The 19,591-nt window shown below is 32.7% G+C and carries 22 protein-coding genes and 1 tRNA gene; 6 read left to right on the top strand and 17 right to left on the bottom strand.

Annotated elements, in window-relative coordinates:
* Nucleotides 1–48: 48 nt before the first annotated feature.
* The 5 genes from OXQ85_RS11995 to OXQ85_RS11975 form a co-directional block, all read right to left on the bottom strand.
* Nucleotides 49–462, bottom strand: a complete 414-nt coding sequence (locus OXQ85_RS11995) for a nuclear transport factor 2 family protein (RefSeq protein ID WP_267404881.1) — start codon at nucleotides 460–462, stop codon at nucleotides 49–51.
* Nucleotides 463–468: 6 nt separating this feature from the next.
* On the bottom strand, nucleotides 469–993 hold the full coding sequence (locus OXQ85_RS11990) for a TetR/AcrR family transcriptional regulator (protein ID WP_267404880.1): 525 nt from the start codon (nucleotides 991–993) through the stop codon (nucleotides 469–471).
* A 211-nt stretch (nucleotides 994–1,204) separates the two neighbouring features.
* Nucleotides 1,205–1,582, bottom strand: a complete 378-nt coding sequence (locus OXQ85_RS11985; RefSeq protein WP_267404879.1) for a hypothetical protein — start codon at nucleotides 1,580–1,582, stop codon at nucleotides 1,205–1,207.
* A gap of 68 nt (nucleotides 1,583–1,650) precedes the next feature.
* Complete coding sequence (locus OXQ85_RS11980) at nucleotides 1,651–2,121, bottom strand: AsnC family transcriptional regulator (protein ID WP_042723244.1); 471 nt, start codon at nucleotides 2,119–2,121, stop codon at nucleotides 1,651–1,653.
* 134 nt (nucleotides 2,122–2,255) lie between these two features.
* A complete protein-coding gene (locus OXQ85_RS11975; protein WP_267404878.1) occupies nucleotides 2,256–7,049 on the bottom strand; it encodes a translocation/assembly module TamB in 4,794 nt (1,597 codons plus the stop codon).
* Nucleotides 7,050–7,053: 4 nt separating this feature from the next.
* Between OXQ85_RS11975 and tsaD the strand changes: the two genes are divergently transcribed.
* Genes tsaD through OXQ85_RS11960 form a run of 3 tightly spaced genes read left to right on the top strand, consistent with a single transcriptional unit; the run spans nucleotide 7,054 to nucleotide 9,215 of the window.
* Nucleotides 7,054–8,070 carry a tRNA (adenosine(37)-N6)-threonylcarbamoyltransferase complex transferase subunit TsaD gene (tsaD, locus tag OXQ85_RS11970; RefSeq protein ID WP_267404877.1) on the top strand — a complete coding sequence of 339 codons (1,017 nt, stop codon included), beginning with the start codon at nucleotides 7,054–7,056 and terminating at the stop codon, nucleotides 8,068–8,070.
* On the top strand, nucleotides 8,067–8,474 hold the full coding sequence (locus OXQ85_RS11965) for a hypothetical protein (protein ID WP_267404876.1): 408 nt from the start codon (nucleotides 8,067–8,069) through the stop codon (nucleotides 8,472–8,474). Before tsaD ends, OXQ85_RS11965 begins: the two co-directional genes overlap by 4 nt.
* Nucleotides 8,475–8,519: 45 nt before the next feature.
* Nucleotides 8,520–9,215: an RsmE family RNA methyltransferase gene (locus OXQ85_RS11960; RefSeq protein ID WP_267404875.1), complete on the top strand. Its 696-nt coding sequence runs from the start codon at nucleotides 8,520–8,522 to the stop codon at nucleotides 9,213–9,215.
* A gap of 34 nt (nucleotides 9,216–9,249) precedes the next feature.
* Here the strand turns inward: OXQ85_RS11960 and OXQ85_RS11955 are convergent, their stop codons facing one another.
* A complete protein-coding gene (locus OXQ85_RS11955; protein WP_267404874.1) occupies nucleotides 9,250–9,927 on the bottom strand; it encodes an RNA methyltransferase in 678 nt (225 codons plus the stop codon).
* 163 nt (nucleotides 9,928–10,090) lie between these two features.
* Here OXQ85_RS11955 and OXQ85_RS11950 point away from each other — a divergent pair, with 163 nt between their 5' ends.
* The 3 genes from OXQ85_RS11950 to OXQ85_RS11940 all read left to right on the top strand — a co-directional run bounded on the left by OXQ85_RS11950 (nucleotide 10,091) and on the right by OXQ85_RS11940 (nucleotide 11,785).
* Nucleotides 10,091–11,107: an asparaginase gene (locus tag OXQ85_RS11950; RefSeq protein WP_267404873.1), complete on the top strand. Its 1,017-nt coding sequence runs from the start codon at nucleotides 10,091–10,093 to the stop codon at nucleotides 11,105–11,107.
* A gap of 56 nt (nucleotides 11,108–11,163) precedes the next feature.
* Nucleotides 11,164–11,250, top strand: a tRNA-Ser gene (locus OXQ85_RS11945).
* A 79-nt stretch (nucleotides 11,251–11,329) separates the two neighbouring features.
* Nucleotides 11,330–11,785, top strand: coding sequence for a hypothetical protein (locus tag OXQ85_RS11940; protein ID WP_267404872.1), 456 nt, complete (start codon nucleotides 11,330–11,332; stop codon nucleotides 11,783–11,785).
* Here OXQ85_RS11940 and OXQ85_RS11935 read toward each other — a convergent pair.
* From OXQ85_RS11935 to OXQ85_RS11885, 11 genes are all read right to left on the bottom strand, one after another.
* Nucleotides 11,775–12,140 (bottom strand): hypothetical protein, encoded by a 366-nt coding sequence (locus OXQ85_RS11935; protein ID WP_267404871.1) that lies wholly within the window; start codon nucleotides 12,138–12,140, stop codon nucleotides 11,775–11,777. The two genes, OXQ85_RS11940 and OXQ85_RS11935, sit on opposite strands and share 11 nt — an antisense overlap.
* A 96-nt stretch (nucleotides 12,141–12,236) precedes the next feature.
* Nucleotides 12,237–12,584, bottom strand: a complete 348-nt coding sequence (locus OXQ85_RS11930; protein WP_267404870.1) for a hypothetical protein — start codon at nucleotides 12,582–12,584, stop codon at nucleotides 12,237–12,239.
* 70 nt (nucleotides 12,585–12,654) lie between these two features.
* Nucleotides 12,655–13,131: a hypothetical protein gene (locus OXQ85_RS11925; protein WP_267404868.1), complete on the bottom strand. Its 477-nt coding sequence runs from the start codon at nucleotides 13,129–13,131 to the stop codon at nucleotides 12,655–12,657.
* A gap of 280 nt (nucleotides 13,132–13,411) precedes the next feature.
* Nucleotides 13,412–13,558 carry a hypothetical protein gene (locus OXQ85_RS11920; protein ID WP_267404867.1) on the bottom strand — a complete coding sequence of 49 codons (147 nt, stop codon included), beginning with the start codon at nucleotides 13,556–13,558 and terminating at the stop codon, nucleotides 13,412–13,414.
* Between the two features lie 514 nt (nucleotides 13,559–14,072).
* On the bottom strand, nucleotides 14,073–14,630 hold the full coding sequence (locus OXQ85_RS11915; protein WP_267404866.1) for a hypothetical protein: 558 nt from the start codon (nucleotides 14,628–14,630) through the stop codon (nucleotides 14,073–14,075).
* Between the two features lie 139 nt (nucleotides 14,631–14,769).
* A complete protein-coding gene (locus tag OXQ85_RS11910) occupies nucleotides 14,770–15,444 on the bottom strand; it encodes a hypothetical protein (protein WP_267404865.1) in 675 nt (224 codons plus the stop codon).
* A gap of 18 nt (nucleotides 15,445–15,462) precedes the next feature.
* Entirely contained in the window at nucleotides 15,463–15,879 is a 417-nt protein-coding gene (locus OXQ85_RS11905) for a DKNYY domain-containing protein (RefSeq protein ID WP_267404864.1), read from the bottom strand.
* Nucleotides 15,828–16,148 (bottom strand): hypothetical protein, encoded by a 321-nt coding sequence (locus OXQ85_RS11900; RefSeq protein ID WP_267404863.1) that lies wholly within the window; start codon nucleotides 16,146–16,148, stop codon nucleotides 15,828–15,830. Before OXQ85_RS11900 ends, OXQ85_RS11905 begins: the two co-directional genes overlap by 52 nt.
* A gap of 271 nt (nucleotides 16,149–16,419) precedes the next feature.
* The gene (locus OXQ85_RS11895; RefSeq protein WP_267404862.1) at nucleotides 16,420–17,082 is read right to left on the bottom strand and encodes a hypothetical protein; all 663 of its coding nucleotides are present in this window, start codon (nucleotides 17,080–17,082) and stop codon (nucleotides 16,420–16,422) included.
* Nucleotides 17,063–18,214, bottom strand: coding sequence for a hypothetical protein (locus tag OXQ85_RS11890; RefSeq protein WP_267404860.1), 1,152 nt, complete (start codon nucleotides 18,212–18,214; stop codon nucleotides 17,063–17,065). Before OXQ85_RS11890 ends, OXQ85_RS11895 begins: the two co-directional genes overlap by 20 nt.
* A 107-nt stretch (nucleotides 18,215–18,321) precedes the next feature.
* Nucleotides 18,322–19,591: phage baseplate assembly protein V (locus OXQ85_RS11885; protein WP_267404857.1), on the bottom strand; the 1,270-nt coding region annotated here is incomplete at its 5' end.

Here is a 19,591-nt window from a genome sequence, read left to right as displayed (position 1 = left end):
CTTTTGAAATATATAAATCAAAAGCATCCGTTTCTGGATGCTTTTTTGTTACTTAAACTTTCTGTCTTCTTCTTTTATCGCCAAATCATTAATACTTGCAAATCTTTTTCTCATTAAACCATTTTCATCAAACTCCCAGTTTTCGTTTCCATACGCTCGAAACCAGTTCCCTTCTTTGGTTTCATATTCGTATTCAAAACGCACAGCAATACGATTTTCAGTGTGTGCCCAATATTCTTTTTTAAGCTTGTAATTCAATTCTCTGTCCCATTTGCCACTGAGAAATTTCACAATCTCTTCTCTGCCGTTAACGAATTGATCTCTGTTCCTCCATTCGCTGTCGATGGTATAAGCTTTGGCAATTCTTTCGGGATCTTGGCTGTTCCATGCATCTTCTGCAAGTTGAACTTTTTCTAAAGCCGTTTCTAAGGTAAACGGTGGAAGTGGATGTTTTTGTTCCATTTTAAGTTAAATTAAATTGATAATTATTTTTTTTGATTTTTCTATTAATTCATTCGATTTGAAAAGCTGACTTTCGATGATACTGCTTTCGAATAATAAATAAATATGATCCGAAATATTTTCATCTTTTACCAATGCTGAAAAATAATTCCTCAGATCTATTTTATGATTTTGAATAACATTTAAAATCTTCACATTATCCATCGGGATCTCTGATAAAATATTCAGAAAACTACAGCCTCTGAAATTTTCTTTTTCATTCATGTAGATTAAAAAATCGAAAGAAGAAATGATTTTAGACTTTATATCATTTTCCTTTGAAGTGAATTGGTGTAATTCATTAAACCAATACTCATGTCTTACGTTTAAAAATTCCACACAAAGGTCTTCTTTAGACTTAAAATACTGGTAAAAGCTCGCTTTCGCAACCTTAGCCTCCGCAATAATTTGGTTAATTCCTGTGGAGTTATAGCCTTGACGAGCAAACAGGTCGAAGGTAGTTGTGATAATTCTTTCTTTTGGTGATGACATAATTTATTTTTGATAATACAAAGATAAAATAAAAACATTAAAATAGACAGACTGTTCTGTCTATTAATATTATAAAGAAATATCTATAATTAAATCTAAAAATGAAAAATTTTTATTCACTTTTGGTAAAAAGAAAACTCAAGTAGAAACAAAAAAAAGCGGGTTAAAGCCCGCTCATATTGAAAATATAATTTATTTAATTTTAAAAGTGTTATCTAAAAAACTTCCACTTCGGAATAATCGCCAACATCCCAAATCCTGTGAAAAGGAAAAGATTGGTAACATCCGTATAAAGGAAAGTTGAAAGATAATAGCTGTGCATAAAGAAATGCAATACCAAAAGAGCTGGAAAAGAAAATATGCCTATTTTTCTGTAGAAAAACATTAAAATCAAACTAATCATCATCAAAGCATCCACCGAAAAAATAATATAAAAATACCATCTCGGGATGTTTAGAAAATCGTGCTGAAGATATTCATCCACATCTATTCCCAATCCCATGATCGTAAACAGCATCAACGCTGCAAAAGCGCCTATAAATCCCCATCCTTTCTTAGGATCTTCATCAAAATAACTGTACTCTTCCATAACTACAAAAATAAAGAACTTATGAGAGATTTCATAAGTTCTTTTATATAATTCGTTTAAAATTTGAATTAAATAGAAATAGCGTTAATCAGTCTGTTTTTATCGCTTAAGTACTCTTCCATAGAAATCATACTTTCAGTTCTCATTACATCCTGAATATCATCTATTTGATAGATAATTCTTTTAGCATCTTCCGTATTTTTAGCTCTTACTTTACAGAAAATATTGTATTTTCCGGAAATTACGCTAGCCTCAATTACGTTAGGAATACTTGTAAGCTCTTTCAAAACCTCTTGCGTACGGTTTGATTTTGTTAAAAGGATTCCTATGAAAGCTGTAAAATGGTAATCTAACTTACCATAATCGATATTAAGAGATGATCCCAAAATAATACCTGCATCTTCCATTTTCTTTACTCTTACGTGAATTGTTCCGGCAGATACATCCATCTGCTTTGCAATCTCAGTAAAAGGCATTCTTGTGTTTTCTACTAAGAAATCAAGAATCTTCTTGTCTATTTCGTCCAGTTGATAGTTCATATTAGTTAAATTACAATTTTCTTAAAAAATATAAGTATTTTTTGCAAATTTATAAAAAATAATTTAACTAAAAAAGATATATCAAATATTAACAATAATTAACACAGATGATAAAAATCATTAAAATATTCTGATTATTTACCCTCGGATTTTGTAGAATCTGTTTTTATTTCACTTTTCGGTTCTGGCTTTTTTTTGTCTTTCTTCTTCTTAAATAAAGAATTAAAGCTCTTCGTCCACACGATACCCCCGCCATAGGCCTGATTTGCAGAACCGTTTGTTCCGGCTCCGGCAAGCCCCATTCCAATATTGCTTGGTTTAGAATATCCTCTTAAAACCAGTCCGCCGTCATTTTTCTTAGAAACATCGTATTCTATGGAGCCTTCTCCGGAAAGATAATTGGTTTCCGTAGCGTCGGTTTTCGTTAAAGGAATCCCAAGACCTGTTTTCACTTTAATTCTCGGAGAAACCGCCACACTAATCCCCGCATTGGCTCTGTCACCTGTATTTGAATATTGATCTCCTTTTACATAATTAAGGTCGATCTGGAATTCGTTACTCATTGTATTCAATACAGATCCCAATTGTTTTAGAAGCATATTATACCCTGATGATTCAGCCACACCAGCAACGTCTACGTCTACTCCACCCGTATTGGAAACGTTAAAACTATTCAATAACAGAATAGAACCGAATTGAAGTACTTTTTCCCCTTCCTGACTCATTTTAGCAGCTAATGTTTCCTTCACCTGACTTGAAACATCCATCGCGGTAACATTCAGATCAATCTTAGGATCAACCAATGATTGCGTAATATTGGCCTGTAATAAAATACTGATCGGCTGCAGGCTTCCCATGTTCAGATACTGACCTGCATTGGAAACCATTCTTACATAATTGGCTTTAATATCAAGAGCCGGCTTCATGGCATCACCATCCCAACGAATACTACTTCCTTTATCGATCTGGAAGGTTTTGTTAAGAATCGCTTTAGAAACAAATGTTCCGTTATCTACTTTATAGGTTCCACCCATTCCGATATTACCTTGGCGGCTCATTACAAAACGTAAATCATCCGCAACACCTTTTACGGTAATATTCCCGACATCATCACCAATCAAAACATTTACGGTAGTTCCTTTATCAACATCCAGATTAAAGTCGATATTCATATTGGCTCCCGTTTTCTTCTTTTCCTCAAGTGTTACCAAACCGTCTTTTCCTTCTTTCAGGAACCTCAGCATTTTAAATTCTTCAACATTCGATGTCGATCCTGAATTGAAAGTAAATGTACTTCCATTCAACGCTTTCATATTCGGAGTTGAAATATTCAATCCTGAAACCGGGCCATCCACATACAAATCTCCCTGACCGTAAACCCTTCCCCAGAATAGATCAGAATCTTTTTGAGTGGTATTCAACATTAATAAATTATCAGCTCTCATTACAAGGTTAACCCCCATTGATGAAAGCGTTTCAAACTGAATTGCCCCGGAAATATTTCCTTTGGAATTAGATCTTCCGTCGTGAACTTCAATATTGTTAAGAATCGCTAATCCTTTTGATAAAGGAACCACTGTATCATCAAACGAATAATCAACTCCGGTAAACAACAGTTTTAATCCAAAACCTTTTAAACCAATATCTCCACTATAATCAAGATCGTTAAATTTTCCAGCAATTTTAAGATCTCCGGTGGCTTTTCCGCGCAGATTTCCAAAAATGGACTGTACAAACTGTTGCGTAAACGCCAAATCAAAATCGCGCATTTCTGCGGTAAGATCAATAGTTGGTGTAGCTGTATTATTATTAACAGTTCCAGTTAAGTTTAAGCTGTTATTGCCTAAAACACCTGCCGAACTTACTTTTACATCAATATCATAAACATTAAGGGAGAAACCGTTGGTTGCAGAAATGGTAATGTCTCCCATATCGTTTCCGTTCATCATGATATCGTCAATCGTCATATCTACCAAAGGCTGCAACGTACTTTTATCCATTCGGATTTTCACACTTCCGTTAGCCAAACCTTTAATATTCATTGAATTTCCCCCAGACTGCATTTCAAGAAGTTTCTCTATCGCAAAATTGTCGATATCGGCTTCCACATAAAAATCCTTGGCAGATTTAAACTGAGCATCTTTTATAAGCAACGCACTATTATCAGAATATATTCGAAGGTTTTGAATATCAAAATCTGCTGTTTTTTTACGATAGGTAATAGAATGATTCAGCGCCGGACTTGTATCAACAGCCCAGGTAACATTGTTGAACTTCACTTCGGTAGGTTCAAACCTGAAAACGTAATCCCCAATTTCATTGGTCGACTGATCTACATTTATTGCATAAGCTTTTAATTTATCTTCAATCTCATCTTCAGGGCTTCCGTGTTTAAAGGTAGTCGATAAATGCAAAGTGGAATTATCTTCATTTTTACCGCTTAACACAAGATCTTTGATAATATTTTTATTGTACTGAAGTCTGCTTACTTTGGCATACAGCTGCTCGCCTTGATTTGCGGTATTGATTCTCACCACAACGCTGTCTACCATCGCACTGTCTTTGCTGATGTTCTCTCTGTCATTGAGTTTATAATCAGGATTGGCAGCAGCCAGTGCTTTATCTGCTTCGGTGATTTCCTCAGTTTTGGTCATCATATATTTCAATGAAGCCGCATCAAGATTCAGAATCAGATTGTTTGAATTGCCATCGTATTCGCCTTCTACTTTTGCACCTTGGGGAATTCTCAGATCGGGCAAGAAATAATTAACCAAACCTTGCTCCACATCAAAGCCCATTGTAAAGTTTTGCCCTCGATATAACTTTCTCGGCGGTGGACCCACTAGAATTTTGCCTAAACCGTTTTCTACCATTCCCGCTAAATCAGCAAGATTATATCGACCGGAAATTTTTCCGTTAGCAGCTCCTGGCGCATCTACATCTATCACTCGGTTTCCTCCTTCCACAAAGGTTTTCAGCTTGGCACTCGGAATATTATATTTTTGAGTAGCTGTTGCAAAATTCAAACTATTTGCCTCCACATCTAACGTCAGATCATTTACAGAAGACATCGACATCTTACCAACCACTTTTCCGCTCACGATTTGATTTCCGGGCTTGTTGGTAAAATAATTCATGTTTAAATAACTCACATCTGCATCTACATTCATAGCTACACGTGAGGTACTGAAATCAATTAAACCTTTTATGGTTGCTTTTGCCTGTTCGTCATTAATGGTAATCAATCCGTTATATTTTTTATGATCGAGTAAACCATCCAGATAAAGATTGTTAATTTCTTTATCCATGATTTCAATGCTGGTGATCTGAGACTTGGTAATCAGTTTCATTGTATTCACATCGAAACTTTGCCCGTTTATATCAAATCTTCCCGAAATAAGACCCACCGTTTTATTTTTGGTAATAACCGAAGTATTCAGATCCTTCACTTCCGCAAGTCCGGAAAATTTCGGCACTGCCGTGCTGTAATCCGAAAGAGAAAATTTAGTAATTTTTGCTTGTCCGATCCCTGTTAACAAATTTCCGCTTGCCACATATACCTGTTCAGGAGTTACTCTTGCTGCACCGTTATATTTCAATTTACCAAAATCATCCGCAAAATTTTTCATTTTGGTCGAAATAAACTTCGGCATCATCGCTTTTAGATCTTTATACGTAAAATCTGCAGAAAGATCATTTGTTTCAATTAAAAAATTACCCTTCAGTAGATTATTGACCTTCATTGTTTTGGTAGCAACATTTACACTAGGATTACTGATATGGAAATTTTCTAGATTAAATTTATTTAAAGGCCCCGTCATTGTTCCCGACACATTAAAAGGAATAAAATTATCCCAGTTGGTCACAAAATAACTGATGTCATAACCGCTCAACTGGCTTCCTTGCTCAAGATTCATATCCCAGCGAACACGATCTGCAAACTCAGACCAGGAACCATCATGAAGATTAAATTTTATATCACCCTGCAACAGCGAATGATCTGTATTCAACGTTAAATCTTTAAGCGAAAGAAAATCCGGCGTCAGAGATAATTCCGTGGAAAAAGTATCTACTAAATGAGATTTCCCCCATCTTTTAGTGACGAAGGACATATTATTAATGATCGCAGAAATATTGGCTCCGTTTACTTTTACATTGGGAGCTTTAAGATTAAAGTTGGTTGCTGTAAGCCATTTTCCTTTATCTCCCGGAGAATTTAAATTAACAATAGAAACTTTAGAATCTAAAATCTGCAATCTCGAATTTAACTGAAATGGCGGCTTGCTGTGGTCTCTTTTTTTCCCGCTGTCGAATAACTGGGTAAAACGTATAAAGTTTGAAATACTGTCGCCCTTGTAGGTAATAACTTTTACGTCTGCATTTTTTAAGGTTAAAGAATTAAAGCTTAAAGAATTATTTTTTCCGATGTTCGTTGCTAAAGAAAACCAGTCGGAATTGGCAATAAATTCTTTAGCTGTAATAAAATCGAGCCCTTTATTATCTTTAATTTTTAATCCCCTGATCTTTACATTTCCGAAAAAATTAACCTCAACACTTTCGGTAGACATTTGTGCCTTAAAATCTCGATTAACCAGTTGCAAAGCCTGATCTGCCGCCCATTGTTTCGTGATCGGAAGATTGATAATAATGACAATAGCCGTGATAAGTCCAAACCCAAGCCAGAAAAGAATCAACAACAATTTTGCCCACCAAGAATAGCTGGTAACATCTTTTATCGCCTGTTTCCCAAACTCTTCAGCTGTTTCCACGGGATGATGAATGGCATCTGATGCCAGCTCAGACGCTTCTTTAACTGTCTCCTTTACAACACCTTCAGCATTTTCTACAGCCTTGTGTACCTGATCACCTAAGTTGCCAGCTACTGATTTTTTGTTCTCATTCTCGTTATTATTCTCTAACTTTGCCATTATTATGAGCGACTCTATAATTTTAGGTATTGAATCGTCCTGCGACGATACATCCGCAGCTATCATCAAGGGAAATTCTATTCTTTCGAATATCGCTGCGACTCAGGCAATCCATAAAGAATATGGCGGTGTAGTTCCTGAACTGGCATCGCGCGCACATCAGCAGAATATCATCCCCGTTGTTGAAAAATCTTTAACCAAAGCAAATATACAACAAAATGCAATTTCTGCTATAGGATTTACACGTGGCCCCGGACTTTTAGGTTCGCTTCTTGTAGGAACCTCATTTGCTAAGTCATTGGCAATGAGTTTGGATGTTCCGTTAATTGAAGTAAACCACCTCCAGGCGCACATTTTAGCACATTTCATTGAGGATGCAAATCCTATGCCGCCCAGATTTCCGTTTTTATGTCTTACGGTAAGCGGTGGGCACACGATGATTGTTTTGGTGAAAGATTATTTCGATATGGAAATTATCGGAAAAACCACTGATGATGCGGCCGGAGAAGCATTCGACAAGATCGGAAAAATCTTCGATTTAGATTATCCGGCAGGTCCGATTATCGACAGACTGGCAAAAGAAGGAAACCCTGATGCTTTTAAATTTAATAAACCAAAATTAGAGAATTACGATTATTCTTTCAGCGGAATCAAGACTTCTGTATTATATTTTATACAAAAAGAAGTTAAAAAAGACCCTGATTTTATTAAAAATAATTTAATTGATCTTTGTGCTTCTGTACAGAAAACCATTATCGAAATTTTAATGGCTAAGCTTGAAAAAGCGGCAAAAGATTTAAATATAAAAGAAGTTGCCATTGCCGGCGGTGTTTCTGCCAATTCTGAATTGCGAAAAGTAATGCAGAACAATCACGAAAAATTGGGCTGGAACATCTATATTCCTAAGTTTGAATATACAACCGACAATGCCGCAATGATTGCCATGGTGGCACAATTGAAATTTGAGAGAGGCGAATTTACTGATTTGAGAACCTCTGCCACGTCAAAATATGATTTATGAGAATACTGTTAGAAGAAAAAATACTCGAAAAGCATTCTAAAAAGAATTCAAAATATTACTGGGTTTTAGAAACGATAACCGGGAAAAATGAAGTTACTGACGAGTTTGACGAAGGTTTTGAAATGATCGGCTCAGAAACAGGATTTATTCAGAATATCAAAGAAGAAATTATTGAAAAAATAAACTCAGAGAACGTTTTTAGTTTTGAATATGAACCAAAAGAAGGCGATTATCTGTCGATTAAAAATAATTTAAGAAAAAAAGAATATTTGAATCTTATTTTCCTGAATAATCTTTGGGTTGAAGAGATTTATGCATGCACTTACCGTGATTGTGAAGGCGATATTTACACGACGATAAAAACCGGAGTGGCATTTTTAAGCGATAATGAAATTTACTTTTAAGAATCCTTTTAAATAAAATCCCGGCAGATTCTAAATATTTTACCTATGAAACTTTTTTTTGGAGAAATAAATAACGGAAAAGCAATCCTCAACGATGAAGAGCAACAACATATTGTAAAAGTTCTTCGAATGAAAAATGGCGAGGAAATTCATGTAACGGACGGAAAGGGAAATCTGGCGTCCGGAAAATTAGTAATTGAAGGAAAAAAGGCCAATATTGAGGTTTATGAAATAAAGACAGACTTACCAAATTTCAGTTCAAAGCTTCATATTGCGATTGCTCCGACTAAAAATATTGACCGTATTGAGTTTTTCGTAGAAAAAGCCGTGGAAATGGGGATTTCTGAAATTACCATTTTACAAACTGAAAAAACAGAAAGGAAAAATATTAATATCGATAAACTGAGAAAGCAAGCTATTGCTGCCTCAAAGCAAAGTTTGAGATTTCATTTTCCTGTTATTAATGATATTATTAAAATTCAGGATTTTCTGAAGAAAACTAATCCGGAAACAACTTTTGTGGCGCATTGTCATGAGAATTTAGAAAGAATTGATTTGAAAGAAATTCCAATATTGGAAAATATAACGTTCTTTATTGGTCCTGAAGGGGATTTTTCGGAGAAAGAAATTTCGTTTTTGGCTGAAAATAATGTAAAAGCAGTTTCATTAGGAAATCAAAGATTAAGAACGGAAACGGCAGGAATCTTTGTCGCAGCGTGGAATTATTACAATTTGATATAAAAATAAGGAGACTTAATAACAGTCTCCTTTTTCATTATTTCCAATCAATATTATTTTCTCTGAGATATTTTTCAAAAATCTGCTGACCGCTTCTCATTGAATTAACTGCCCACAGAATCTTCAATCTTAAGAGTTTTTCATTATTCAATTTATAATCAATACCCGATTTTATCAATTTCTGTTTCAGCTCATACATACAGATCGAAGCCGCCACCGAAACATTAAAACTTCTCGTAAAACCATACATCGGAATCGCCAACGTTTCATCTGCAAACTCAAGAATTTCTTTAGAAACCCCTTCCATTTCAGTTCCAAAAACTAAGGCAATAGGTTCGGTAATTTCGTATTCAGGCAACATTTTCGCATTATTTTCCAGCGAAACAGCAACAATTTTGTATCCTCGGTCTTTTATTTTCTGAAAAGATTCCATATTTCGGGGAAGTTTTTCCACTTCAACCCAAGTGTCAGCACCTTTTGTTACGCGAAGATTGGGTTCAAAATTATATTCTTCCTGCAAAGCCACGACTTTATGAAACGCGCAGGCTTCTGTGGAACGCACGATAGCTGCCGCATTTCTGAACTGATACACATCTTCTACCACCGGAAGCACAAAATCTGAACTTTCCTGAGAAAAATGATTTATTTTCTGTAATCTTTCTTCGGTTAAAAACTGTTTTAAATACTCAAACGTCTGTTCTAAATCTTTCTGCATTTAGTTATTTTTTTCAATAGCTGAATGAAACATTTCTGGGAATGACTTAATTTTTAGACAATTTTGCCATTAGCGTTTCATTCATTTTCAAATCTTTGCAAATTAACGTAATTTTGAAATTCTGAACCTGAAAGAAATTCAAATTCTTTAATAAAAGTAAAAAATGAAACGTAAAGTCCTGCTTATTTATACTGGTGGAACCATTGGTATGGAAAAAGATTATGAAACCGGAAGCCTCCGCGCCTTTGATTTTGGAAATATTTTTGAGAAAATGCCCGAAATGAAACTGATGGAATGTGAAGTTTTCGTTCATCCTTTTGAAAAGCCGCTGGATTCTTCAGACATGGGACCTGAGGAATGGAAAGTGATTGCTCATTACATTCATAAAAATTATCAGAAATATGACGGATTTTTGATTCTTCACGGAACAGACACCATGTCATATACTGCATCTGCATTAAGTTTCATGCTAAAAGGTTTGACTAAACCCGTTATTTTAACAGGTTCACAACTTCCTATTGGAGATTTAAGAACGGACGCAAAAGAAAATCTGTTAACGAGTTTGTATTACGCCAGTCTGTATGAGCAAAATGATGCAGTTATTCAGGAAGTTGCGATTTATTTTGAATATAAATTATTGAGAGGAAACCGCACATTGAAATACTCTGCGGAATATTTTGATGCCTATTCAAGCCCGAACTATCCTATTCTTGGGCAATCTGGAGTTCATTTAAATATTATTAAAGATAATTTGCATCGTTGTGATCCTAGAATTGAATTTCATGTAGACGATCATATTTCGGAGGATATTATTTTTTGGAGAATTTTCCCTGGAATGAATCTGAATCATTTTAAAGAAATTCCAACGATGAAAGTTTTAATTCTTCAGGTTTTCGGTTCAGGAACGATTTTCAGCAGTGAAAAAACGGTAGAAACACTTCAGCAAATCCGAAATAACGGAACGGAAATCGTAGTGGTAAGTCAGTGTATTTCAGGAGGTATTTCGTTTGGAAAATATGAAAACAGTAACATTTTCTCAAGAATCGGTGCCATCAGCGGAACAGATATTACTGCGGAAAGCGCGATCACCAAAGCCATGCACTTAATCGACAACCCGAATTACCACGGAAGCTTCGCCGACAACTTTGCCAGAAGCCTTTGTGGAGAAATTTCCGAGTAATTGAATTTATTATTTGCAGATTCGGGAAAATACTCTATTTTTGCAGTCTCGAATAAAGAGAGGTGTCCGAGTGGTTGAAGGAGCTACCCTGGAAAGGTAGTATACGGGTAACTGTATCGAGGGTTCGAATCCCTTCCTCTCTGCAAATCAAAGTCTTACAAATTGTTTTGTGAGACTTTTTTATTTGAGAATATTATTATCTTTATTCTTAAAATGCATTCGATGAAAAATTTTTACCTGTTATTAATTTTTTGTACAGTTTTATTACTCTGCTATATTGCGATATACTATGTAAACAAAACTTCAGATCAAAAAATAAAGCAATCTCAAATTAATTATTTGCTTAAAAATGGAATTCCATTAAAAATAGATTTGATAAATTCAATAATAAAGATAAAAGAAAAGCAAACTTCTAATCCAACTAATTTTCAAGATTTTATTAATCTTTTTGTTCCTTTTTATGTAATAAAAAATACTTTATTCTTTAATCCTAAAAACATTGTCACTTTCATAAAGTTAAAATACCAAGTAAATGGAATTCAATATAATAAAGAAATAACATTACCTTATACTGTAGAAAGTGTGATGATATATTTTAAAATGCAAAAATCTACAATCCTCTATTATAATGAAGCATATCCTGAGAATAGTTTGATCGATTTGAACTTTATTGAATAGATAAATTATTTTTAAGGAATATAGAATCTTCGTGATACAAATCATTTTTATTACCATATGTTTCTATAGTATCTGTGACATATCCTTCCTTCTTTAAAAGGATTAGAGTTGCCAATTTATGACTTTCCATTCCAATTTTTAATTTCGTTACTTCTCCTACCTTGAAATTGCCATTTATTGATGTTCTTGCTATTATTTGTTCTTCACCATTTACTAGTTGGAATACTTTTACTTCATTAATTGGTTTCTTAGTATCAAAGTCATATACATAGCAATTCATTCCTATTCTCTCAGTATCTTTGACACAGGATAATGAAATATTCACTATGAATAAATAAAAGATTTTTTTAATCATTCTAAGTTTTATTTGTTAACTATATTAAGCCTAAAACATCTCTTTCTGCTATAACCATTCTCATTTTATCTTTTAAAGTAACTTCTTAATTATAAATTACTCAGGAATAGAATCTTTTTCTATACTTTTTAAATCTTCAAAATAAACTATGCCTAAATCAATTGCATCTTTTTTATTATAATCCTCTTTATTATAATATTTTTTCACGTTGATGTATTTATAAGTTTGATCCTTTTTCAAAAAGAAAACTTGTTGAACAATAGGCGCATATTTTCTAACATTGGAATAACTATTTTCAAACCAACCAAACACCAAAAACCTGCCCTTTTCATCTGTTTTGATTGTATCGAAATTATTAACAGCAAATTTACTTACAAAAAATCCTACTCCGTTTACTGGTTTTTTATCTACTTTGGAATAAACTCTACCTTTTACATTAGGCATTACAATATATTTTCTAGTGCATCCGAGAAAGCACATAATTGTAAAAAAATATAGTAGCAGTTTCATAATATTATTTCAATTTTCGATACTCATCAGTACATTTATGAAGAGTAACAGTATCAGGAGTTTTAAAAATGAAAAACAATCCTTCAAAATCATCATATTTTGGTCTATAGCTAGAAGTGCCAATATTTGTGGGAACACTATCTAATTGATAACCTTTTTTATTAAAAACAAGCATTTTTGTTTCTGTTTGGACATGCAAAATATCTATTGATTTATCATTTATTCTAAAGTATCCTTTATCGTTTGTATAGGTTATTGAAGGTTTTATATCCTTAACTATAGTTCCCTTCTCCTGATCTACAGTATACATTTTAACCTCAACATTCTTAATGAGTTTTTTATTCTCATCTACCACTATTCCATTATAATAATCAACAATTTCTCTATTCTTACTTTTTATTGTATTTTTTTGACATGAGCTTACAAATAAATTAATACTAAAAATATAGATGAAAATTAATAGCTGTTTTGATAATTTCATACGTTCAATATATTATGTCCCCGTTAATTTTAAGAATAGAATCTTTCACCTTATTCTTTAATATAAATATTGTATCACCTTTAAAAAGTCCCTTTTGTTTTTCTCCGTTTTGAATTTGAATACTAGATATAGTGTCCTTATAATATTGTTCTTTATGGAAAATAAAACAATAATAACTTTACAATATTTTAATTTTTTTAAACCACAATAAACTCAAAACATCTTTTTCAGCCGCGGCACGTCTTAAAAAATAATTAGATTCAATATAGAACTTCTAATATTAATTTTTCCTTTTCAAGAAAATTTCTCCGAGATCAATCACATTATTTTTAGATGAGTAAGTTGTATAGTCCACAATGTCGTTTGCATACCCATCTGCTTTTATAACTATCTTATTTGTTAATGCAGAGCCTTTTGGTTTTTCCATTCCTAAAAAAGTCCAGCTTTCAGAAGATATTTTGGTTAAAATAAATCTTCCTGTACTTTTAGAAGTGGTATAATCTACTGGTTCACTTTATATTGGTACTGTTTCTATTTTTCGCATTTAACAATGGCTTATTAGAATCAAAGCTCAATATAGTACCTCGAATCTCTGGTCGAAATACCCACTCATTGTGACATGAAGTAAGAACGAATAATAAAATCAAGAATATTTTCTTTTTATTCATATTTCATATGCAATTATTCAAACCAACTTTACTTTTCATAAAAAATCATTGTAGCGATATAGAAAAAAATATTGTAAAATAAAAAATGTAGGAACACAAACAATAAGATTGGTAAGGTAATAGTCATCCATTGCGGACAGAGTACCAATAGTAATTAATTGTATTAAAATTATATATATATTTTTTACTTTTGAATTGTATATCAGTAAATAAATAACTGTGACAATACTGTTCGTACCTCCAACTATTCTCGTAATTTCCTCCTTCCATAACTTAATGCATTTTAGAATTTTCACCACTATTATTATCAAAAGTACCTTTTGTATGAACTTCGTTTTTATTTTCAGATATGATTTTCTTTTCTTTAGATTGATCGGTAACTTCTTTCGCTCTAGATTTTCGTTCCCCCTGTGCCACTTCCATAATATTAGCAGCCATCAAAGAATAATCCGCCACCGCATTCTGAATCATCATACCACCCGCAAAACTACTATGGCTTGTCCCTGCAGTTTCAGAAATATTCATGCCTGCATTAGAAGTAATATTCATTCCGGCAGTTATACTCACATTCTCTACCGCCGAAATATTAATATTCTTCGGCGCCGTAATGTCAATATTTCCATCACCATAGAAAACTGCAATAGTCTGCCCTTTCTGACTTTCCAGGGTCACATCTCCCGTTTCATCATCCATAATCAGACGGTTTCCTATGCGGGAATGAAGCACTTTATAACGATTATCCGCCGTCGCATAACCGCTGACTTCCTTTCCATTATACATCGCTCCCGAAACGTAAGGCTTTTCGGCATTGTTACTTTCAAAATTTACCAAAACTTCATCACCTATATGAAAACTTTTACTCTTTGAAAAGGTTTTCTAATTTTATAAAGGTGTATTATTTTTCCAAAATAAAGAAAGTAACTAGATTCCTTCTTTAATGCCTTTTTTAGAAAACTTACATTTGTTTCCCTTACCTGTACTTCTCAAATCTTTTTAGTAATTTTTTTTTTTGATTCTCTTCCCACAAGTAATTTTCATTAAATTGCTTTAATGTCATAATGATATTACCACTGTACAAATAATTTTGATCAATACCAATTGAAGCTTCCCATTCAGATTTGTTTTTTTGAACCTTCATAACTTTAAATGAATTGATATCGGCTTTTACAACCTCTAATCCTCTCCAGTAAATTTTATTATTAACTTCTAAATAAGCTCCTCCTAGAAGATTATAATTCGAACTACTACCTACCTGAAAAAATCTGGGCTTGGAAGAATTATCATCATATATGTAGACGTAATTTTTGTCTTTAAAATAATTATAAAACGGATTATTCTGATAATAAATATTATTGATCTTTTTTTTCTCTGCTTCTGTACTGGGAATCAAGACAAATGTATTAATATCTATAACATCTTTGAGAGGCAACTCATCATTATTCAAAGTATATACAACCTTAAAAAATACAGTATCATTTTTTGTATAAAAATTTTTGTCATTCGCACTTTTAGAATAATAGGGAGCTTTAAATAATATTTGTCCGTCACCATCCTTTACTAAAAATGTATTATTATAATTTTTATTCTGTCTTTTACAGGAAAAGATGATCACTAAGAAAATTGCATAAAATAATATTTTCCACATAAAAATTTTTCAACGCTATTAAAAGAGGGATTTTAGTAATGAATCTTTTTGCTTATGATTGATAGGAAGGTTCTTTAGTTCTTCTTTATTCATTTTTGATTCGTTCCAATAGAGATTTTTCTTAAATATACCACGATAGAATACTTTATTTGATATAGTATCTTTTAATTTTAAAACAGTAAATTTTTCAGGTAATATGCTATCCATTTTAATACAATTGACACCTCCGAAACTATAGATGCTTCTCATATCTTTAATATAGCTTCCTGGAAGTATTTCAGACTTGACAGGATCCAAATCCATTATAAAATAAGCATCATTATTATTGGTGGTTGATGTATTAAAATATATGTTACTTTTATCTTTATAAATTTTATTTTTTCTTATTTCTGTATATGTACAAGTATCAATAATTTTATTAACGTTGTAATACAAACCTTTTTTTCAGAAAAGATAGAGTCTTGTAATAAAATTCCATTTTCCTTTTTTAGTAGCTTTTCGTCATTATTAGAACTGACAATTACATACGGTGAGCCTAAAACAATATTTCCTTTATATTTATACAAGTTAAATTTAGTAATGTAAATATCCTTTGCTGCTATTTGTTCCCCTTCTCGATTATAATATTTAGGATGAGAACTACCATGACAAGAAAGAATCAAAATACATGATATTAATTTTAATATTTTCTTTGTATTTTCCATATTCCAAATTTTGTAGATGCTGTTTTATCATTTGTTAGTGATGCTGCACCACTCCAATTTTTACTATTGAAGTACCACTACCTAAATTTTTTGCTTCTTCGGGATATTTTTTTTCTATATTAAATTTGAATATATTTCCTTCCTTACTAAAATAGCTACATATCCCGAATCACGTGTAATTTTTTTATGAAGTATACAATCCTTATATGAAAAATGGTCTTTATAAGTATTTTCATTATACTTGAGTACATATATTTATACAACAAAGCATTCATTTCATTTGCTCAAATATTCCCTCTTGGGGATTATATGTAAATATTTTAAGTGGAATCTTATTTATTGGACGGATATTTAAATTTTCATCTTCTATACTTCCTAATAATTCACCTTTAAAAATAGTAATAGTTTCTACGCAGTTTTCTTTAGATTTAGATACTTGTATGTAATTCACTTCTTTTATATTTTCTCCTTTTCTTACAAGACTAGGATATTCAAAAATGGTTTTTATTGAATTTTTTAAAGGATTAAATTTTAGTATTTTACAATAACGATTCTCTCCTACACTTCCTCCATTACTATCTTTAATTAATAATCCAATTTCCTTTTTATTGCATTTTACATATATAGAATCAAAACTAAAAAAACGGGATGTTATATTTTTTTCATTGATAATACTTTTTTCTGTTTTTCCGTCAAAGAAAAAGATAGGACTATTATAATCCATTTCATCAAAAAAAAGATAATCAGGAACATTATCATTAGTGAGATTTATTCTAAAAGAGTCTATTGGATAGCCTTTGTTATGCATTAAAAAACTCTTCAATTCAGATAGTTGATTGTTCCCATCTTTTAATGGGGACGTTTTTTTGCTACAAGTAACAAATAGTATTAATAATATTACAGATATAACTTTTTTATAAAACATTGGGATCATATGGTATTGCTTTAACAGGATGAGAAAATTTACTAGGATTTTCTTTAAAATATTTAATAATTTTCTCTAAATGATAAATACATGTAGTTGAATTTATCCTTCTCAGATTAAATCCTTTTAGTTCTACAACTAATTTTTCTTGAACTTTACATTGTTTTTGTAGCCAATAATATTGTCTTGCAGTTTCCCATTGACCATTTATTCCATCATTAATTTGCATATCTGCAACATTATTCCCTTGCCCATGCCAACCAAGATATTTAGTCTTAGGATTTTCGCAGAGAATTTTTTCATCAATAAATTTACAATATTCCTGAGCCTGTTGTCTATCTTCTTTTTTAATATACTCTTCATAAAAAATGCTAACTTTTTTTCCATAACTAGCCGTATTCTTCTTAATTTCTCCTATCTCTTCACCAAATTCTTTGTTTCCTAAACGATACATATGAACTTTATACATAAATTGCTTCTTAAGATAGGCATTAGATCTACTCATACCTTTTTCAAACCCTAAATCATTTACTAAATTAAGATAAATGTACGCTATATCTTCTAATTCTTTGACTCCACCAGATGATTCAACTAAAACTGTAGATTTAAAAATATCTTTCTGCTTGGGTGTAAGATTTAAAGTTTTTGTTGTCTGTATTTTTAACTCATCCTGACAGTCCCCAATTTTTATTCCTCCACAGAATACATGAGATATTCCTCCATCAAAATATAAATCATCATCGTCTGCATAAAATTTAATTAGGCTTACCTTAAAACTGTCAATTTCCATTTCAAAACTGCTTCCATAAGACGTTTTTATTTTTTTTGATTCTGCTTTTTGGTTAGAAGTATTATAAATATCTGCTACTATAATTCCTGTATCATCATCTGCTGTTTTATTCCCTTTTTCTACTTTAAATTTTAATTTAACTTTTGACTTCGTAGAAACTAATCTTACTCTTTGCATTTTCGGAGATCTTTTGTCATTATCAATTCTAACATCTAATTTCCAATAACCATCTTTATCTTTAAACTCATAGTCTTTACCATTGGGAACAATTGAAACTATGGGTATAAAAGCATTCCCAAAATCAATATCTTCAGGATTACTATAGGTTAATCCTTTATCAATCCCTTCCACTTCGAAAAGGTTACAGTTATATTGAATGTCCGAATCAGATAATATCCTGTAATCACCTTCTATTCTCTCTATAAGTTTGCCGCCAATATATGTTTCTTTACTGATAATTAATGATTTTTAGACTTTTCACCGCTATTAATTTTCACTTCTTGCTGAGCCTGCTTAATAATCGTACCATTGCTATTTACCATAACTCCTTTTTCGTTATTAATAATAGTAGATCCTTTTTTTACTTCACTTTCCTTATTTCCAGTGATATATTCAACCATTTTGCCCATTACGTTGGTGATAAAATCTGTTCCTATGGTCATCATGCTCAGCATTCCAACTCCTACAGATTTGTTCATTCCCACTGTTTCCGAAGAATTCATTCCCACATTCGTATTCATATTCTGCCCTACATTCATGTTCATATTTTTTCCGGCCGTGAACGTAATATCATTCGGTGCATTCACCTCAATATTTCCCTGTCCGTCCATGAGATATGTATTCCCGCTCGGGTCTTCAATAAAAACACTTCCTTCCCCATCATTCAGGATAATTTTCGTTCCTGATCTTGTGTGAATTACCTTTTTATCATTCCCACTTGTATGATAAGAACTTACCTCCTTTCCATTATAATGCGTGCCCACCACGAAAGGCTTTTCCGCATTTTGAGACTCAAAACCAACCATAACTTCCTCACCAATTTCAGGGATAAAATGAAAACCTTTTCCATTTCCCGAATGCGGCTGAATGATCCTTATCCACGGCGATTTCTCACCCTTCCTTTCCTGCCACTGAAACTGCACCCTCACCCTTCCCATACCCGAAGGATCGTTATTATCAACCACTCTGGCCGACTGCTCCTCACCAAAAGGAACCGCGTCTGAATCCTGATACGGCGCATTTTCCAAGTCCGGAATTCCCACAAATTCATTATAATATTCATTGCCATCGTGATAATGCTTAAGCTCAATGATGCGGTACGTTTCCATCGGATTATCATTGATATCGATCAGTTTTGCCAAACCTCCGATTTTCAACAGCGGATCCCGACTTTTCCCTTTAATCATAATTAAATTTTCACGGTTTTCGCGCTCCCTTCTCACCGAATCTTTCAGCTCTCTCGATGTATTATTCGAAATTCCGGTATGATTGTAAAACATTTCGGATCTCTTTTTGTAAACACTTTCAGAAGCATTGATCGCCATCGCCTGAAACGGATTTTCTTTATATTGATATTGAACAGCATTCGACTGATAATCAATATTTTCACCCGCCTGAACATCATACGCCGAATAGCTGAAATGCTGTGGTTTGATATTCATTTGAAACTCAACTTCAATCAAATTTTTATTTTCCTCCAAATCCAACATATCCTGCACTTTATTGCCG

Origin of the sequence: Chryseobacterium sp. GM_Chr_2 (genome assembly GCF_026540445.1) — a bacterium.
In the GTDB taxonomy this organism is placed as follows: Bacteria; Bacteroidota; Bacteroidia; order Flavobacteriales; family Weeksellaceae; genus Chryseobacterium.
This window is presented reverse-complemented; position numbering and strand designations above follow the sequence as displayed.

What these genes read in the sequence shown, in the direction of transcription:
- OXQ85_RS11995 (WP_267404881.1), bottom strand. Translation starts at nt 462, where the DNA reads ATGGAACAAAAACATCCACTTCCACCGTTTACCTTAGAAACGGCTTTA.
- OXQ85_RS11990 (WP_267404880.1), bottom strand. Translation starts at nt 993, where the DNA reads ATGTCATCACCAAAAGAAAGAATTATCACAACTACCTTCGACCTGTTT.
- OXQ85_RS11985 (WP_267404879.1), bottom strand. Translation starts at nt 1,582, where the DNA reads ATGGAAGAGTACAGTTATTTTGATGAAGATCCTAAGAAAGGATGGGGA.
- OXQ85_RS11980 (WP_042723244.1), bottom strand. Translation starts at nt 2,121, where the DNA reads ATGAACTATCAACTGGACGAAATAGACAAGAAGATTCTTGATTTCTTA.
- OXQ85_RS11975 (WP_267404878.1), bottom strand. Translation starts at nt 7,049, where the DNA reads ATGGCAAAGTTAGAGAATAATAACGAGAATGAGAACAAAAAATCAGTA.
- tsaD (WP_267404877.1), top strand. Translation starts at nt 7,054, where the DNA reads ATGAGCGACTCTATAATTTTAGGTATTGAATCGTCCTGCGACGATACA.
- OXQ85_RS11965 (WP_267404876.1), top strand. Translation starts at nt 8,067, where the DNA reads ATGAGAATACTGTTAGAAGAAAAAATACTCGAAAAGCATTCTAAAAAG.
- OXQ85_RS11960 (WP_267404875.1), top strand. Translation starts at nt 8,520, where the DNA reads ATGAAACTTTTTTTTGGAGAAATAAATAACGGAAAAGCAATCCTCAAC.
- OXQ85_RS11955 (WP_267404874.1), bottom strand. Translation starts at nt 9,927, where the DNA reads ATGCAGAAAGATTTAGAACAGACGTTTGAGTATTTAAAACAGTTTTTA.
- OXQ85_RS11950 (WP_267404873.1), top strand. Translation starts at nt 10,091, where the DNA reads ATGAAACGTAAAGTCCTGCTTATTTATACTGGTGGAACCATTGGTATG.
- OXQ85_RS11940 (WP_267404872.1), top strand. Translation starts at nt 11,330, where the DNA reads ATGAAAAATTTTTACCTGTTATTAATTTTTTGTACAGTTTTATTACTC.
- OXQ85_RS11935 (WP_267404871.1), bottom strand. Translation starts at nt 12,140, where the DNA reads ATGATTAAAAAAATCTTTTATTTATTCATAGTGAATATTTCATTATCC.
- OXQ85_RS11930 (WP_267404870.1), bottom strand. Translation starts at nt 12,584, where the DNA reads ATGCCTAATGTAAAAGGTAGAGTTTATTCCAAAGTAGATAAAAAACCA.
- OXQ85_RS11925 (WP_267404868.1), bottom strand. Translation starts at nt 13,131, where the DNA reads ATGAAATTATCAAAACAGCTATTAATTTTCATCTATATTTTTAGTATT.
- OXQ85_RS11920 (WP_267404867.1), bottom strand. Translation starts at nt 13,558, where the DNA reads ATGGAAAAACCAAAAGGCTCTGCATTAACAAATAAGATAGTTATAAAA.
- OXQ85_RS11910 (WP_267404865.1), bottom strand. Translation starts at nt 15,444, where the DNA reads ATGTGGAAAATATTATTTTATGCAATTTTCTTAGTGATCATCTTTTCC.
- OXQ85_RS11900 (WP_267404863.1), bottom strand. Translation starts at nt 16,148, where the DNA reads ATGGAAAATACAAAGAAAATATTAAAATTAATATCATGTATTTTGATT.
- OXQ85_RS11895 (WP_267404862.1), bottom strand. Translation starts at nt 17,082, where the DNA reads ATGATCCCAATGTTTTATAAAAAAGTTATATCTGTAATATTATTAATA.